This window comes from Bradyrhizobium sp. 190 (genome assembly GCF_023073415.1).
Classification (GTDB): Bacteria; Pseudomonadota; Alphaproteobacteria; order Rhizobiales; family Xanthobacteraceae; genus Bradyrhizobium.
In genome coordinates this window covers 29,977-45,567 of the sequence record NZ_JADPJL010000082.1, presented here as the reverse complement: position 1 = coordinate 45,567, position 15,591 = coordinate 29,977, and the positions used below count along the sequence as shown (strand labels likewise).

Genomic DNA, 15,591 nt, shown 5'->3' with positions numbered 1-15,591 from the left:
GCGCATCCGATCGCGAAGGCTCACTCCGAATCAGGCGAGCATCATTACCGTTCTCTTGAGTAATAAGGCAGGGGTGGTGCAAATGTTTGGTTGGTTCAGATCCGAGCGGCGTGAGCGCCGGAAGAAGGTTAGACAGGACCGCAAACAGCTTGAAGTAAGGGCGCGGCGATTCCTAAAAAGCTATCTAGAAGCCGATGAAGTGCGAAAGCCTGAGTTCTATCGCGCCGTTGAAGACATCAGCAGGAAATGCCGTCCCCCCGATTTAGATTTTTCCCAACCAGATTTGAACGATGGTCAAATTGCCGAGGCTACGTCGAAAGCTGCGATGCACATGGTTTTGGAACGTGAGAGCCGCCGAGTTGGAGATTTCGTGACTGATGCCTGCGCAACGGTAGCGGTCGCATACCATCGTGCCGCAGGGATCTACGAAGCCGACGCAGACATGCAAGAGTTGGGAACTGCCGCTGTCCACCTACTAACGATGGCACGTCCTATACCAACGCACAGGAAGAATGATTTACGGCAACCAATTTAGAACGCTAACAGTCGGTGACTGCGTTTGTTGGAAAAACATCGACATCGGACCTTGTCACGATTGTCGGGATTGCTTGGAGCGGAGTTTCGACTGATTGGGATGACGGTCATTCGGCTTCAATCCGGCGCAACGATATGGCGCGCGTCGAGAAAGTTAAGTGAATTCGCGTCGGCAGGGCTAGAGCCGAAGCGAAGGTCTAACAAGTAGGTGGTGGCCTTGTGTCTTAGGCTGTCCGCTTGGTACTTAATTCAGCCATCTCTTTCGAATACTTCCCGAGCATGGCGATCCGCTTGCTTGTGAATTCTGCAATGACAGTAAAAAACTCGACGGGCGACCTAATTGTCGCTAGCCTCTGGCTGAATTCAAAAGTAAATGTCATGTTAGCTTGCGCCATTTCCAGCAGCTTTGCTTGATAAGCGCGCACGTTTGCGGTGGCTGACGATAAATCAAATCCTTTGCTCAAACTGTTATCCGTCATCGTCCGGGAGACATCTTCTTGTAGGGCTGTCACTCGATTCTCGATTGCAAGGGGAGCCGCTGGTTTTGAGTCGTTATGAGGCTTGGGGGGCGATTCAGCCGAGCTTGCCGCAACCGAGCGATGGACCTTCGGGCTTCTGACGATAGTCTGAGCGGCCCGCTGGGCCTTCGTGACTATTTTCGGGCTGCGCGCGTGTTTTGACGCCGTTGCCGGTTTGCGTTTTCTCATCTGACACTCCAAAGGATGAATTGAGACCACGGGGGTCATTCGTGCAAAGACAACAGGCGCTGTACTTTAACGTTCCAAACGGCAAGTTATGGAAGTTCCACATGAGACTGTGGCTCTTCCAGATTATTTGGCGTTCAGACCTGAAGGTTCTATGCTTGCGACGCTACTTACGTCGGCGTCGTGTTCGCTTGAGCAAAAGGTTTCGGCCCTGGCCTGAAAGTCGCTTCGCATTTTTCGCCACATGCTGTCGGTATCGATGAACTATTTCATCCCCGGAAGCACCAGCCACTAGACTTGCGGTAGCTTCGAAAGCCGCGTTTATCTTTTCGCTGACCATTAAATTTGCTTCGCGCCGGGCGCTTCTGCCGCCCCGCATCAGCTTCATCATCCGAAGCGCAATTACTGCGTTTGCTTCGGCTGCCAACAACATCAAAGGATTGAACATCCGCTTTGCTCCACGTGATACAAGGCGAATAGTCAGAAATTGTTCCGGAAGCGCCCGCCAACTTGATCGTCAAACCGAATGCTTTAGACCGAAACGAAATGGGTCAATCGAGCCGGTTTGGCGATGTCCGAGCCACTTCCGCTTTACCCGCTCATAGCCGACATTCGCTGGGAGGATAGGCAGGTCCGTTTTGTGCCACTTTCGAGACATGCTCGCTGGCCCCGACTACGTCCGGTTACAGGGGAAGACCGGAAGTAGCGCGCAGATGGCCGAAGTGACGCAACTGACCCGATGCTGACATCACTACGGTGCCGGAGAGGCCAGTGGTTTTCCCTTCTCGACAACGTAAGTGGCAATCACTTTCGCGCCGTTCGGACCCGTCTTGGCGTCGTGGATAGCACCGGGAGGAATCTGGTAGCTCTCACTTGTTTTTACGGTCTTACCCGCTTGACCATCGACCATGAGGACCATCTCGCCATCAAGCATGAAACCTGACTCGGGACCGGGATGAGTGTGACGCCCGATATTTACGTTGGGCACGATTTCAGCCATTCCGATCACCGTCTCATAGTTCGTGCCGGGCACGTCAAACTTCTGTAGTGGAGTCCGCTTTATCGTCGCGGTTTGCTGGGTCACCGCGGGCAAATTCTGCTGGGCCGCGGCGATACCGGTCATCGACAACGTGACCACGGCGGTGCAGTACAATAATCTGAGAAGCATCGTTTTCTCCCAAAGACATATTGGAATTCGCGAAACACTATCAAATCTTCAGGTCTTTGCCATGTCTGAAACTGGCGCTTTTTGGACCTCACTCGATGTTCGACTTAGGTCCGAAATTCGCAGCAAAGCGGACCTGCGACCCGACCCGCATGGTGTTTCATACCCTAGGGCGATCCGGCTGCGGAAAAACGCGCTCGGTATTTGCATGGTATCTGCAAGGCCTGTGAGGCCGCGCTTGCCGAGCTGCGCCGGGAGCGCGGTGCGCGGCAGCTCAAGGCGGAGCCGTCGACGCCGAGCACGATGATCGCAAGATCGATCCTATCGACGAGCTGACGGAAATCACGCTGGCGCAATAAGCGGTGATCAGTCTGAATTTCCGAGGGGCTTTCGACCCTTTCCGGTCATCAGCCAACCCAGATCAGCACGGCACACCAAGCAAAAACGCCCAATGAGGTAATGCGGCAGGAGGCTCCGGCCCTCGTATTCCTTATATTTGTCCTGGGGAATGCCGAGCAACTCGGCAACTTGCCATTGCTTCAAACCAGTCGCCGCCCGAGCGGTTCTTACTCGGTCGGCAAACAATTGCTTAAATTGAGCCTCTGTCTCTGAAATGGCCATACGGACATCATGTCCTAGACAGTTTTTCACGTCTAGGCGCAGGGAAGGCGCAGGTCAACGCCGCCGCGGCGGCCGGCTCAACGAGGCGCAAGCGGCAATGCGCGATCACCTGGTGGCATGCGGTTTTGAATATCTGTGCACCGATAGCGTCGACGCGGCGAATCGCCTGGCTGCAAAGCCGGGTATCCTGGGCGGCGGCGTGGTGCTGATCGGGTGAGGCGGAAAAAAGACGGCTCCAGGTCGACGATTCGCGAAGGTCACCAACCATCCATCCCTGTGTTTCGCCGGTGAAAAACGTTGCAGCACGGCTACAACAAGAGCGAAATGGCACCGTATCTTTACGAGGAGGAGGCTTTTAGCACAACTATTGCATTGCGTGGTGAACACGGCCGCCTGTCCAATAGCTATCGAGGGTTGTCACTGATTCGCGGCAACAAACAACGAAAGCTGATGGCGATTGATCTCTATGTCGTGATGCCGTTCATACCCCGAAATACCGATAATGTGGGGATAGTTTAGTTCACCGAATACATGGGTGCCGGATAGCACTTATGTTGGCGTTGGCGGTCGTCGTTTCGCACCGCTCATGAAAAAACCGGGTCACACTTCCAGGCGGACCCGGCTTTCATGGTCTTTCAACCGGAGCCGCTTTCGCGCCTCCAACCATGAGGTACGCTACATTGGTTAAATCTATCGTTCAAGACAACATTCCGCGGAAAACCAAGTTCACATTCGAGGAAGCTGTGGACGTTTGGCTTCGGCGTTGGGCCGGTCAGTTTCAGCACGAGATAGCGGCGGCGTACGTGATCAACGTGCGTGCGGTCAATCAGGTGCTAAAGGAAGCTACTCACGTCGGCAGCAAGGAAGAAGCCGCTCGTCGTTTTGGACAAACTGCATAGCATGTGGCGGGTGGGCGGCCTCGGCCGCCCGCTTTGCCATCGTCTTGCGATCAGCGAACGATCCGAAAAACCTGGTTCCGCCGCGGCGCTGGTGTCGCTGTCGCGCTCTGCGGTTCAACGCCTTCATGACAGCGATCCGCGCCAGCATTTCCGGCCCATCGCGCTCGGCGACCAGCAACAGCGTTTCCATCGCGACTGCCAGTCGGCAGCATCGTGCTCGGTTTTCGGCAGCGCGTCGATATATTTGGCGGCGTCGCGCAGCGTCAACAACTCGCGCCCGTCGGGCAAATGATAGGGTCAACGAACCGTTTGAACCAGGCCATCAGCCGCACCCGGATCATCTTATCGGATGTGAAACGCCAGCAAAGCTCCAAGCGAAAACAGGAGCATCGAAGCGCTCATTGATGTCGCAAGGACGGTAGCGTAGGTCGGTCTTGGATTGCGGAAGGCAAATCGCTGGATTAGGTAGCCCGCAATTAGCCAGATTGCGGCGCCGGCGCCGAGTGTTGCGCCGGCAATCGCTGCCTCCACGACCCCGTCGTTCATACCCGATCCTCGATCAATGATTTCGCCGGATGCCATCCGGTGATGAAAACCCAATTGAACGTCGGCGAGCGGATTCGTGTCGGTTCGATTTGTAACCTTCGCGCCAGGAATTTCGTAAAGTGATGCATCGGCGCATCATTTTTGACGGCGATTACGCCTCCCTGGCTGGCACCATCCGGCGCCATGCTGTCGCCAGTCCGGCGGCATCCGCTCCCCGCGATCGAAGCGGCGATATTTTTCTTCTGTCCATGTGGTGATCACGCCACGCCTGAAAGTCGCCCTCGGTGCAGCGCGGCAGGTAGTGTTGCCAGGCTTTCGCAAAGGCGGCGGGCCTCATCGAACGTGCCCGTCGTGCCGCCGTATTGCTCGCCGCAGCCTGGATAGAACCCCCAACTCCATTGCCATTGCGGTTCGGCGTTCGGGCCGATGCAGCTCGCGATCGTGCCGACCCGAACGTCGCCATAGTAGACGAACCAGCAATCAGCGCGGTCAGGATCACGGCGGCGGGTGAGGCCGGGAGCCGATCGCTACAGGCCGAGGCAACTGGCGCGGCCAGGTCGCGCTGCTGGTCAAGCTGGTCGCTCGCCCGCGCCGGTTTGACCGGCTCGGCCTCGTCGCGCGGCTGGAGCCGGCGGACCGCTCGCGCCCGGTCATGGGACGTCCAGCGCGCGCCACAGCGCCGTTCTGGGATCGCCCAGCCGGATCTTGTCGACCCGTGGCCGGCTTAACCCGCGAAGGTCCTGGCCGGCGGCTGGCGGCAAATCATCGGGCAGGTAATAGCGCGCATTATCGAGCAGCGGCTCGACCAGCGGCAGCGAAATCCGGACGCGCGGGACCCCGCTGGGGCCGGACGAAACCGGAAGCATCATCACCGTCGTGGTCGCGCGCTGCATGGGCCGGCAGCCTGGCCCTGGCTGTAGGATCGGTCAACCGGGCTCGCTATTTCCTAGCGTTCTACTTTGGACGTAAAAATGGACGTAAAACCGATTTTTGATGATTTCTGTCGAATGGAATTAGAACGTCCGAAATGCAAGAAGTACCTGTGCCGTAATGGTTTTTGTTGGTAAGCGCGGAGGGACTCGAACCCTCGACCCCATGTTTAAAAGTCACGTGCTTATAGCTGCAAGTCCTGGGTACGCCGAGTCCAGCTCGGGTGGCACAGGTACAAGCTTTCATGACGCGTGGTGCGGCCGATCCAGGCGGGATGACTTGATCAAAGCGGTATTCACTACGGTCGAAGGCTGAACCTGCTGATCGACGTGCCCCGCTTCTCGGGTGTCCACCATCGCCGCCGGCGCAGTGTCTGCCGAGCAAATCTTTGATGACGTCAAGGCACTCGACATTCGCTCCAGTGAAGAAGACCGACGGAGATTGACCGGACAATGCTTGTGGATGAGGATCGACCGGCCGCACGGGTGTACCGAAATCCGAGGCGGCGTCCTAGTGGCGTAGCGCGGCGGCCTGAACCGGAGGAAATGAATGTCAGCGGCGATCCGACCGGCCACCATGAAGGGACCCGCCATTTTTCTGGCGCAGTTCATCGGCGATGCGCAGCCATTTAACAGCTTCGATGCCATCTGCGGTTGGGCGGCAGGACTCGGTTACAAGGGCGTTCAGGTCCCGACCTCCCATCCTCGCCTGATCGATCTCGACAAGGCCGCAGCCTCTCAGACTTATTGCGATGAAATTGCCGGCGTGGCTGCGAGCCATGGTCTGGTGATCACCGAATTGTCCACCCACCTGCAGGGACAGCTCGTCGCGGTTCACCCGGCCTACAACGAAGCCTTCGACGCTTTTGCACCGCCGGCAGTCAGGGGCAGGCCGAACGAACGTCAGATCTGGGCGGTAGATCAAATGATGAAGGCCGCGCAGGCGTCCCGCCGTCTTGGCCTTACCGGCAGCGTGAGTTTCACCGGCGCGCTGGCCTGGCCGTTCCTTTATCCCTGGCCGCAGCGGCCGCCGGGCCTGATCGAGACGGCGTTCGACGAACTCGCGCGCCGCTGGCGTCCGATCCTCGATGCCTATGAGGAAGCGGGCGTCGACCTCTGCTACGAGATCCATCCCGGCGAGGACGTCTGCGACGGCATTACCTTCGAGATGTTCTACGAGCGCACCGGCAATCACCCGCGCTGCGCGATCAACTACGATCCGTCCCATTTCGTCCTGCAGCAACTGGACTATCTGGCCTTCATCGACATCTACGCCGAGCGCATCCGCGCCTTCCACGTGAAGGACGCGGAGTTCAATCCGACCGGGCGGCAGGGCGTCTATTCGGGCTTCCAGCCCTGGATCAATCGCGCCGGCCGCTTTCGCTCGCTCGGCGACGGACAGGTCGACTTCAAGGCGATCTTCTCGCGGCTGGCCGCCATCGGATTCGACCGCTGGGCGGTGCTCGAGTGGGAATGCTGTTTGAAGAACGCGGAGGACGGCGCGCGCGAAGGCGCCGCCTTTATCCGCGACCACATCATCCGCGTCACCGAGCGAGCTTTCGACGACTTCGCCGGCGGCACCAGCGACGATGCGCAGATCCGACGGTCATTGGGCCTCAGTTGAGCGTCGGAATGAATCGACAGGAGCGCGCGACATGGCTGCGCCACGCATTCGACTTGGAATGATAGGCGGTGGGGAAGGCGCCTTCATCGGCGCCGTCCACCGTATCGCCGCGCGCCTGGACGATCGGTACGAACTCGTCGCCGGCGCGCTTTCGGCCTCGCCCGACAAGGCAATCCGATCGGCGGCGGCGATCGGCCTTGGGTCCGATCGATCCTATCCTGACTTTCGGACCATGGCGCAGGCCGAGGCCGCGCGAACCGACGGTATCGAAGCGGTTGCGATCGTCACTCCAAACCATATGCACGCACCAGTCGCCGACGCCTTCCTGGATGCGGGTATTCACATCATCTGCGACAAACCGTTGACCACAACCCTCGAGGAAGCGCGCCGCTTGCGCGACAAGGCACGCACGAGCGGACTGATATTTGCCGTCACCTATAATTATTCGGGTTATCCGCTTGTCCGCCATGCACGCTCTATGGTTCAGGGCGCCGAACTCGGCGCGATCCGGATCGTGCAGGTCGAATATCCGCAGGATTGGTTGGCCGATCCGCTTGAGGCCACCGGCCAGAAGCAGGCCGACTGGCGTACCGATCCGGCGCGCTCGGGCGCCGGCGGCTGCGTCGGCGACATCGGTACCCATGCATACCAGTTGGCCCACTTTGTCACCGGGATGATGCCTGAGCAGATTTTGGCCGAGACGACCATCTTCGTGCCGGGCCGCCGTGTCGATGACAACGTGCAAATTCTGCTGCGTTACGGGAACGGGGCGCGGGGGGCGTTGTGGGCGAGCCAGGTTGCGCCCGGAAACGATAACGGGTTGCGGTTACGGATCTTCGGCGAGAAAGGCGGTCTGGATTGGCGACAGGAAGAACCGAACCTTCTCGTCTGGTCGCCGCTCGGTGAAGCACCACGGTCGATCCGCCGCGGCACAACGTCCATGAACGCCGCCGGTCAGCGCGTCAATCGTCTTCCAGCCGGCCACCCTGAGGGATATCTGGAAGCGTTCGCGACGATCTATGCCGAAGTGGCCACAGCTATTGTGGCCAGTCGTACCGCTTCCCTTGCCGATCCGGCGCTGACCTTTCCAACGATTGAGGATGGCTTTGCCGGTGTTGCGATGGTGGACACCGTCCTACGCTCGAGCGCAGCCGGAGGAGTCTGGATGCCGGTTGAATTGTGAGCGGACCGACTACCCATCGTCGGAGCTCCGCGTCATTCTTAACGATGATGGGGCTTCGTTGGGGGAACGGTTGGTCGCCTGGAGTTGTCGTAGAGCAACGCTCTGCAAGGAGCCGCGCGTCACCTGCGCTACCAGTTCCGTGAACAAAACAAGACGGAAATGTTCATCAGAGCAATAAGAAAATCAATAACTTAGAAGATGCTCACAGCGTTCGGCACGCAGGATCTGTCTTAGAACGCGACGATCAGCGAAGGTCGGGAGCCCCCGGAACGTCCGGAGGGGGTAGCTTGGGCCGAATCTCGACGCCCTGGACCAGCCGCGAAAATGCTGATGAGAGTGATGCCCGATCCTCCGCCTAGTCCGCTGACCCGCACGGTCTTCGGCAATGTAATTTGGGGGATCATGCTGAAACATCATGAAGATCAATGAGGCACATTCTGCCCCTCAATAACACCTTGAAATCGTTGGCCACGCGAACTTCCGTAAGGACTGCCAGCCTCCCAACTGCGCGCGCCTGACATTGCGCGCTAACCCGCTGCCTGAAAAAGCAATTTGAGATGGTTGCAGGTCCCCGCAACCACCGATACCGACACTCCCGCAGTCGCCACTGCGGGAGTTTTCGTCTTTATAGACTTTATAGACTTTTCACGGTCTTGGCGGGTCATCCAGCTCAAGATCGTGCCCAATTCGCCATAGAGGGTCGCATTCATTTCGCCGCGACTGGGACCAGGTGCCAGAACTATTCGTTCGATTAGATGGCGCAGAGCTTCTGTGGCCTCCGCCCGGTCGTCCGGCTGGTTCAGTGCCTCTGTGAGACGTTCGACCTTCTTAGCGTAAATGTTTGAGGTGGTCGGCAGGATATCCGGCACATCCGATGGGCTTTCGCTCAGAAGGGTGACCAGTTCTGCCTTGCGACTTTCGAGCCCATCCATCGCCGCCTTCATGGATGGCTGGAACATGCCCTCTTTGATGGCCTCAATAATACCTTGATTTGCTTCTCCACCTTGGCCAGTTCCGACCGCCAAGTTTCACCATTCGAACGCCGTTCGCGATTGAGCCGGTTCGTCTCCTCTGCATAGGCGCGCATCGCTTCGGAAACCACCACCGGCGCCATCATCCGGTCCTTCAATCCGGCCAGGACGCGCCGTTCGAGTTCTTCGCGCGGAATGGTTCGGCCGTTCGAGCAAGAGCCGTTGGTAACGTGCGCAGAACAAACGAAGCGATCCGCACCTCGCAGCGAATAGGGCCCGCTACAGCAGCCGCAGAAGATCAATCCCGATAGGAGCGACCTGGGGCGACGCGCGCTGTTCAGCCGATTTTTGGCGTGGTGTTCGCGAATAGCTTCGGTCACGTTGACATATTTGTCAGCAATTTCGCCTTGACGAGTTTTCGCGGCCTGCCAGAGCGCGTCATCGAGAATGCGCAGCTCCGGAACGTCGGTGACGATCCACTCTGACTCTGGGTTGAGGCGCGACACCCGCCGCCCCGTCGATGGATCTTTTACATAGCGCTGTCTGTTCCAGATTAGGCGACCGATGTACAACTCATTGTTGATAATGCCGGTCCCGCGCTTAACGTGCCCTCGGATAGTCGTGTCGTTCCATAGCTTCCCTTCCGGGCCGGCGACGCCCTCATCATTGAGTGTCTTTGCAATAGTGCGCGGACTGATGCCCTTCGCGAAATCGCGAAAAATGCGACCGATGACGTTGGTTTGGGCTGGATCAATCTCACGATAGCCCCGGATTGGGTTCCCACGTTCATCTACTTTCTTGATGACGCGATAGCCGAAGCAGAGTCCGCCACCGGACTTGCCGTCCTCCACGCGCCCCCGCAGACCTCGGTGCGTCTTGGCCGCAAGGTCCTTTAGAAACAGCGCGTTCATCGTACCCTTAAGTCCGACGTGAAGCTCACTGATCTCGCCTTCCGCCAACGTGAGGATTGGCACGCCCACGAAACGCAATTGCTTGAATAGCGTGGCCACGTCGGCCTGATCTCGACTGATACGATCTAATGCCTCAGCCAAAACAATGTCGAACGCGCCGCATTGAGCATCCTGCAACAAGCGCTGAATGCCAGGCCGGAGGATCACACTGGCGCCAGAGATGCCCGCATCCTTATAAGAGCTGACGATTTTCCACTTCTCGCGCTTGGCGTACTCGCGGCAGATCCGGAACTGGTCCTCGATCGACGCATCACGCTGATTGTCAGACGAATAACGAGCATAGAGCGCAACGCGAGTCATCGACAAGCTCCTTACGGTTTCCCGCGAATAATGGCGCACAAGCGCCGCTCCTTCTCTGCAGAGCCAATCCGAGGAACTTGGCCTTAATTTGCCCAAACAACCTTTGCGCGATGAAAGCAGCCGATCGTTCGTCGTCTCCAGGATTGGGCCACGGGCCAGCGTTCCGTCACTCCTCGACACTAGCGGCACAGTCCTTGACGGTATGCTGACGCAAGCCGATGCCAGGTCAGGAGAGATCTGGTGGGTGGATGTGGACTCGTCGTCAACGTCCAGGTAGGGCCGCCGTTAAGGCGAGATTGATCGTGAAGTTCAACGTCATATCCATCTCGCCGAACGCGCAGCGATTGAAACCAGTCGGACCGCTATACCGTCGCGGGTCGCGCGACGTTGCCGGGCTTTACGCCCGCCATGGGCGGCACCTCGATCCGCCGGAGCGGCTGCTGCGGGCGCAGCCGCTGCAGGCGTTCCAAACGGTGCGCTCGGAACGGGAGCAGCTCGACTACAATCTGTTGTTCCGCTGGTTCGTCGGTCGGTCGATAAACGATCCAGCGTGGGATGCGACTGTGTTTTGCAAGAACCGGGATCGGCTGCTCGACGGCGACATTGCGGCCAAATTCTTTGTCACCGTGCTGAACCTGCCGCAGGTGCGTGGGCCCTCTCGGAGGAATAGCGGGCAAAAAGCGCAACGCGGGTCATCGCAGAAATCCTTTCAATCCCAATTGGCCTCGTCCTCCGTTCCTTCGGATACGATAGGCCTGTTGTCGTTGGCGGCGTGCAGCCGCTCAAAATCTTCCCTCGCCATGCGGCGGCCGATGATGCGGGCCAGCGTCAGCGCGGCGCGGTCGACGCGTTGCCACGTCCCGGCATCCGGTTGGTCGCTCGCATCGTTATTGTCGTTGGCAGGAACGATCCGGCCAGGTTCTGTGTTGCTCTCGTTCTCCACGCCGTCCCCGCTCTCGAATGAAGACAAACGGGAATGAAGCGGCAGCGAACTCACGACGAGAAGTCATAAATGATCGCCGGAGGGTTATAGCGCCGAAACGGCGGAAAATAGGATTGTTAGTCGAGATTGGCAGCCCGTCACACGAACTGCAAGGCTTTCTGGACCGGCAAGAAGACAATCCAACGGACCACAATAAAACCATGCCGCCACCTCTTCGTCGTGGGTTGGTAGCGCTGGGTGCGTCCCCAATCCGCCTTTGTCTGCTTGGAGAGCCCAAACCGGGGCGACGTCAGGCGGTCAAGGCCGAAGCCGCGAAGCGGGGGCGCGATAGCGACAGCCTTTACGGCCTGACGCCGGTCCGGTTCACTGTCATCAGGCAGCAAGCGACCACAGACCTCGTCAGCCCGCATCTGACTCGTGCTTCGGGCGCCATGCGACGGGATCGGCAATCCAGCGGTTGATATCCGATTCATGCCAGCCGGTCCCGTTGGTGCTGATTTTGAGCTGAGCCGGGAACGTGCCCTCGGCGATCTTGCGGTAGATGGTGGACCGAGACAGCCCGGTCCGGGAAAGAACGGTTCTCAAGCGGATGATACGGTCTGGTTCGCGCATGGCTGCGCTGCCTCCTGCTAGCTGTTTCTGACGGCAGCTGATCCAGACAGGAAAAGCCGTTGCGGGCGCGCAATAGAGTTTTTCGCGTCGCCGTACTATGGCGTAGAGCCGGCAGAAAATAGGATGGATCAAATTCCGAGGCCCCTGCCTCTACCGAGGCCGATGCCATGGGCCAAAGCCAATTCGTGGCCGAGCCGGCGGCCCGATTCGAACGCTATGCCGAGGTCTTTCTTGCGGTTGGCGAGGATGGATTCCAGTTGCGGATCGCGTTCGAGGCTTTTCGCCATGTCGCCCATCGCCGAGCGGGTCGCCTTGTGGCCGGATACGTCGCCGGCCTGATACTGGCGTTGGCTGGTGCGGTCGAGCTTCTGCCAGCGTTCCACGAAACGGTCGGCGCGGCGGCTCGGATTGGTGCGCAGTTCGGTTTCTAGCTGAAGCGCGCGGATGGCGCGGGCGGAGTTGCCTGAAGCGGCTTCAAGGGCGAGTTCCGGGTTCTTCTTGTAGGCGGCTTCGGCGTCGTGCGAGGCATAGGGCCGCACCTCCTCGAAGAGCTTGCGGGCCTGCTGCAATTCCTTCACCTGATCCGGGCTGGTCTTGCCGCCGTGGTCCTGCATATCGAAGATCGCATTCACGGCCCGGGCATGACGGATGAGAGCCTTCGTGCGGGCCCTACGCAGCGCCGCTTCCGGGTCGTCCGCAACCTTGCTTTCCGGCACTTTCAATTGCGGCCTCCGCGCGCTGCCAGTGCCAGGCACAGCTTCGGTAGATGGGCGCAGGCCATCGAACATGCCGCGCATCTTCTCGGGCATGACCTTGCGCACGATTTCGGCGACGCGCTCGCGGAAGGTGATCCCACGTCGTTCGGCATAGCTCTGTGCCGGATCGCCATGCTCGTAGTCCGATGCCATGTCCTTGCCCCGGTCGCGCGACAGGGTGCGGACAAGCCGGTCCTGATGGGCAAAATCGTCGCGGCCATAGTGCAGGTCCACGCCGTCGCGGTGCCGCGACAGGGCGACATAGCTGCCATGGGCGTCCATGCCTGGGGTCGCCAGCACATGGACGCAGTCTACCGTCATGCCCTGAGCCTTGTGGATGGTCGCGGCATAGCCATGGTCGATCCGGTTATAATCCTTGAGGTCGAAGCGAACGGAGCGGCCATCGTCGGTCCGCACGGTCATGGATTGCGCGCTGACCTGTTCGATGGTTCCCAGCGTGCCGTTCTTCACGCCAAGGCCGCGTTCATTCTGCAGGAACATGACGCGGTCTCCGCTGGCGAAGTTTCTCGCGCCGCGCTCGACCGTCACACGCACCTCATCGCCCAGATCGCTGGCGGTCCGCATCCGCTCGCGCGCTGCCTCATTGAGTGCGCGGACTTCGTCGTTGGTGTGGGTGAGGATGATCCGGCTGCGCTCCGGCGCTTCCTGCCGGCCGCAATCCCAGCGCTCGATCAGATCGCCGCGCGCTTGCTCGCGGGTTTGGGCCTCATGCACCAGGCCGTGGGAGCGATAGGTTTCCAGCGCACGGCCGGTTCTGCCCGTCGCCAGATCACGCGTGGCCTCGCGCTGCCAGTCCTCCCGCTGGCGACGCACCTCGCCGATTTCCGCGCCGCCGTGACGCTCATAGATCGACCGGAACGCCGCGCCCGCTTCTATTGCTTGCAGCTGCTGCGGATCACCGACCAGCACCACTTTGGCGCCGGCCTCTGCCGCATGGGACAGCACGCGTTCCAACTGGCGAGTGCCGACCATGCCCGCCTCGTCGATTACCAGCACATCGCGGGTCGTGAGCAGGTCCCGGCCCTGTTGCCAGCCATGCTCCATGCTGGCGATGGTGCGGGAGGATATGCCCGATCCGCTCTCGAGGTTTTCCGCCGCAATGCCGGACAGCGCGACGCCCCGGACCTCATAGCCCGTCGCCTCCCACGCCTCCCGCGCCACGCCCAGCATCGCGCTCTTGCCGGTGCCGGCATGGCCGACTACGACGGCCAAATCGCGCCCATCCGTGACGTGCGCCAGCGCATCGGCTTGCTCGCGTGACAAGACAAGGCCGCGCGCTTCCGCACGCGCCCAGGCGGCTTCGCGGTCCGCGCCACGCAGCTCATGGCGTTCCCGTTCCGCCATCAGTTCGGCGGCGCGATGCAGCCGCTGTTCGGCATCGATCATTTCGTGCGTAGTGAAGCGACCCTCGCCGCGAGCGTCCTTGCCAAGTTCGACCAAGCCAGGTGCGCCGTGCATCGCGCCCATCACCGCGTTGAACTGGTCGAGCCCGTCGCTGTGACGATGCGCAAACTTCGCCATGTCGCGCTGCGTGAAGGTCGATTGTTGCTGGGTGATCGCATCCAGTGCGACCGAAGGATCGGCAATAATCCTCTCGCCATTCTTCCGCGCGATCCCGCGGTGTATCTCGGCGCGGTCGGCGGCCTCGATCCTTTCGCCTTGGATACGCTGCGCTGGCGCGCCGATCTGGCTTTGCGGCTCCAGCGCGATGCCCTGTGCTTCCAGACTGCGGTGGTCGATGCGCGCGTCGATGTCGAGTTCGGCAAGGCGCTCATTGGCAAGTTCGGCCCAGCGTTCGCGCCAGCGCTCGACCATCTCCGTGCGGTTCCAGTCTCGCACCTTCAGACCAAAGCCGTTCTCATCCACCCCGCGCAAGGTCAGCATGACATGAGCATGGGGTTTGGGCATGCCATCCTCGGTCATGTCCCAATGCACATTGAGATCGGCGATCATGCCCCGATCCACGAATTCGCCCCGAACGAAGTCGCGCGCGAGTTCGATGCCCTGTGCCTCGCTCATCTCACGCGGAAGGGCGAATTCGATCTCGCGGGCAAGCTGAGCGTCCTTGCGGACCTCGAAGGCCTCGACATCGTTCCATAGTCGTTCGCGATCGCTCCACGCCTTCGGCGCGTTCTCCGGCAGCAGCACCTCGGAATGCACGATGCCGCGCTTGGCCGAAAAGTCGTGGCTGCGATCAAGCCGCTGGTCGCGCAGACGCGAGCCCGAGCGGTAGGCCGCCGATGCCACTGCGCTTGAGCCGGACTTGCGGCCAATGACCTTGACGTGAAGATGATAGATCGCCATCGCGACCAGATGATCTACACGGCAAAGCCCACGTCGGAACGACGTATAAGCGCTCCCTCCCTCGAAAAATTCTCGGGCGGGACTACCCCGTCCCAAGCCGTCCCGGCAGCCTTACAGCATTCTGGAGGCCGCTCAAGTAGTATTGCTCCATCGCCATCTTATACAGCTTACGGAGGGTATGATGCGCAAGCCACGGGACTTTGATGCGGAACTGAAAGCGCTCGACGACAAGGCGCGCGCGCTGAAAACCCGCAAGGTGCGGCAGCTCGGCGAACTGGTCATCGCCACGGGGGCTGACACACTCACCGCCAATGAACGGGCGGGCGCGCTGATCGTGCTGGCCGAGACAAAAGAGGCCGAAAAGAGGGAGGCATGGGGCAGGCGCGGGGCCGCGTTCTTTCAGGGACGGTCGCGGCGAAATGCACCGGCAACTAATCGCGACTCGGACGGAGCTCCGGCGCAACCGGGCGGCGCGCAACCGGTACCAGGCCGCAAGGGCGCGACATGAC

Annotated in this window: 18 protein-coding genes and 1 pseudogene; 8 read left to right on the top strand and 11 right to left on the bottom strand. The window is 60.0% G+C overall.

The features are described 5' to 3' along the window. Positions 1-82: 82 nt before the first annotated feature. A complete protein-coding gene (locus tag IVB22_RS39415; RefSeq protein WP_247522519.1) occupies positions 83-535 on the top strand; it encodes a hypothetical protein in 453 nt (150 codons plus the stop codon). Positions 536-758: 223 nt separating this feature from the next. Here IVB22_RS39415 and IVB22_RS39410 read toward each other — a convergent pair whose 3' ends face one another. From IVB22_RS39410 to IVB22_RS39395, 4 genes are all read right to left on the bottom strand, one after another. Next, a complete protein-coding gene (locus IVB22_RS39410) occupies positions 759-1,241 on the bottom strand; it encodes a phasin family protein (RefSeq protein ID WP_247522518.1) in 483 nt (160 codons plus the stop codon). Between the two features lie 163 nt (positions 1,242-1,404). Continuing rightward, the gene (locus IVB22_RS39405; protein ID WP_247522517.1) at positions 1,405-1,686 is read right to left on the bottom strand and encodes a hypothetical protein; all 282 of its coding nucleotides are present in this window, start codon (positions 1,684-1,686) and stop codon (positions 1,405-1,407) included. Positions 1,687-1,989: 303 nt separating this feature from the next. After that, complete coding sequence (locus IVB22_RS39400) at positions 1,990-2,406, bottom strand: cupin domain-containing protein (RefSeq protein WP_247522516.1); 417 nt, start codon at positions 2,404-2,406, stop codon at positions 1,990-1,992. A 363-nt stretch (positions 2,407-2,769) separates the two neighbouring features. Further along, complete coding sequence (locus tag IVB22_RS39395) at positions 2,770-3,024, bottom strand: helix-turn-helix domain-containing protein (RefSeq protein WP_247522514.1); 255 nt, start codon at positions 3,022-3,024, stop codon at positions 2,770-2,772. A gap of 297 nt (positions 3,025-3,321) precedes the next feature. On the opposite strand from IVB22_RS39395, the gene IVB22_RS39390 reads away from it, so the two are divergent. The 3 genes from IVB22_RS39390 to IVB22_RS41760 all read left to right on the top strand — a co-directional run bounded on the left by IVB22_RS39390 (position 3,322) and on the right by IVB22_RS41760 (position 4,215). Further along, positions 3,322-3,543: a hypothetical protein gene (locus IVB22_RS39390; protein WP_247522513.1), complete on the top strand. Its 222-nt coding sequence runs from the start codon at positions 3,322-3,324 to the stop codon at positions 3,541-3,543. 161 nt (positions 3,544-3,704) lie between these two features. Beyond that, positions 3,705-3,923, top strand: a complete 219-nt coding sequence (locus IVB22_RS39385) for a hypothetical protein (RefSeq protein WP_247522512.1) — start codon at positions 3,705-3,707, stop codon at positions 3,921-3,923. A 1-nt stretch (position 3,924) separates the two neighbouring features. Then, positions 3,925-4,215: a hypothetical protein gene (locus IVB22_RS41760; protein WP_308200511.1), complete on the top strand. Its 291-nt coding sequence runs from the start codon at positions 3,925-3,927 to the stop codon at positions 4,213-4,215. Between the two features lie 250 nt (positions 4,216-4,465). Here the strand turns inward: IVB22_RS41760 and IVB22_RS39375 are convergent, their stop codons facing one another. Next, a complete protein-coding gene (locus IVB22_RS39375) occupies positions 4,466-4,654 on the bottom strand; it encodes a hypothetical protein (protein ID WP_247522511.1) in 189 nt (62 codons plus the stop codon). A 465-nt stretch (positions 4,655-5,119) separates the two neighbouring features. Beyond that, positions 5,120-5,362: a hypothetical protein gene (locus IVB22_RS39370; protein ID WP_247522510.1), complete on the bottom strand. Its 243-nt coding sequence runs from the start codon at positions 5,360-5,362 to the stop codon at positions 5,120-5,122. Between the two features lie 586 nt (positions 5,363-5,948). Between IVB22_RS39370 and IVB22_RS39365 the strand changes: the two genes are divergently transcribed. Then, complete coding sequence (locus IVB22_RS39365) at positions 5,949-7,022, top strand: sugar phosphate isomerase/epimerase (protein WP_247522509.1); 1,074 nt, start codon at positions 5,949-5,951, stop codon at positions 7,020-7,022. Beyond that, positions 6,988-8,205 carry a Gfo/Idh/MocA family oxidoreductase gene (locus IVB22_RS39360; protein WP_308200510.1) on the top strand — a complete coding sequence of 406 codons (1,218 nt, stop codon included), beginning with the start codon at positions 6,988-6,990 and terminating at the stop codon, positions 8,203-8,205. The genes IVB22_RS39365 and IVB22_RS39360 overlap by 35 nt, the downstream gene beginning before the upstream one ends. 527 nt (positions 8,206-8,732) lie before the next feature. Here the strand turns inward: IVB22_RS39360 and IVB22_RS39355 are convergent. Together IVB22_RS39355 and IVB22_RS39350 are read right to left on the bottom strand one after the other, a co-directional pair. After that, positions 8,733-9,164, bottom strand: coding sequence for a DNA resolvase (locus IVB22_RS39355; protein ID WP_247522507.1), 432 nt, complete (start codon positions 9,162-9,164; stop codon positions 8,733-8,735). Continuing rightward, the gene (locus IVB22_RS39350; protein WP_247522506.1) at positions 9,146-10,447 is read right to left on the bottom strand and encodes a recombinase family protein; all 1,302 of its coding nucleotides are present in this window, start codon (positions 10,445-10,447) and stop codon (positions 9,146-9,148) included. The genes IVB22_RS39355 and IVB22_RS39350 overlap by 19 nt, the downstream gene beginning before the upstream one ends. Positions 10,448-10,827: 380 nt before the next feature. On the opposite strand from IVB22_RS39350, the pseudogene IVB22_RS39345 reads away from it, so the two are divergent. Then, positions 10,828-11,097, top strand: a pseudogene (locus IVB22_RS39345) (transposase); the annotation flags it as partial. A gap of 59 nt (positions 11,098-11,156) precedes the next feature. Here IVB22_RS39345 and IVB22_RS39340 read toward each other — a convergent pair. From IVB22_RS39340 to traA, 3 genes are all read right to left on the bottom strand, one after another. Then, complete coding sequence (locus IVB22_RS39340; RefSeq protein ID WP_247522598.1) at positions 11,157-11,390, bottom strand: hypothetical protein; 234 nt, start codon at positions 11,388-11,390, stop codon at positions 11,157-11,159. 399 nt (positions 11,391-11,789) lie between these two features. Then, complete coding sequence (locus IVB22_RS39335) at positions 11,790-12,002, bottom strand: AlpA family transcriptional regulator (RefSeq protein ID WP_247522505.1); 213 nt, start codon at positions 12,000-12,002, stop codon at positions 11,790-11,792. A gap of 128 nt (positions 12,003-12,130) precedes the next feature. Then, positions 12,131-15,082 (bottom strand): Ti-type conjugative transfer relaxase TraA, encoded by a 2,952-nt coding sequence (gene traA, locus IVB22_RS39330; protein WP_247522503.1) that lies wholly within the window; start codon positions 15,080-15,082, stop codon positions 12,131-12,133. Between the two features lie 181 nt (positions 15,083-15,263). Here traA and IVB22_RS39325 point away from each other — a divergent pair, with 181 nt between their 5' ends. Next, positions 15,264-15,590: a conjugal transfer protein TraD gene (locus IVB22_RS39325; RefSeq protein WP_247522502.1), complete on the top strand. Its 327-nt coding sequence runs from the start codon at positions 15,264-15,266 to the stop codon at positions 15,588-15,590. Position 15,591 lies beyond the last annotated feature (1 nt).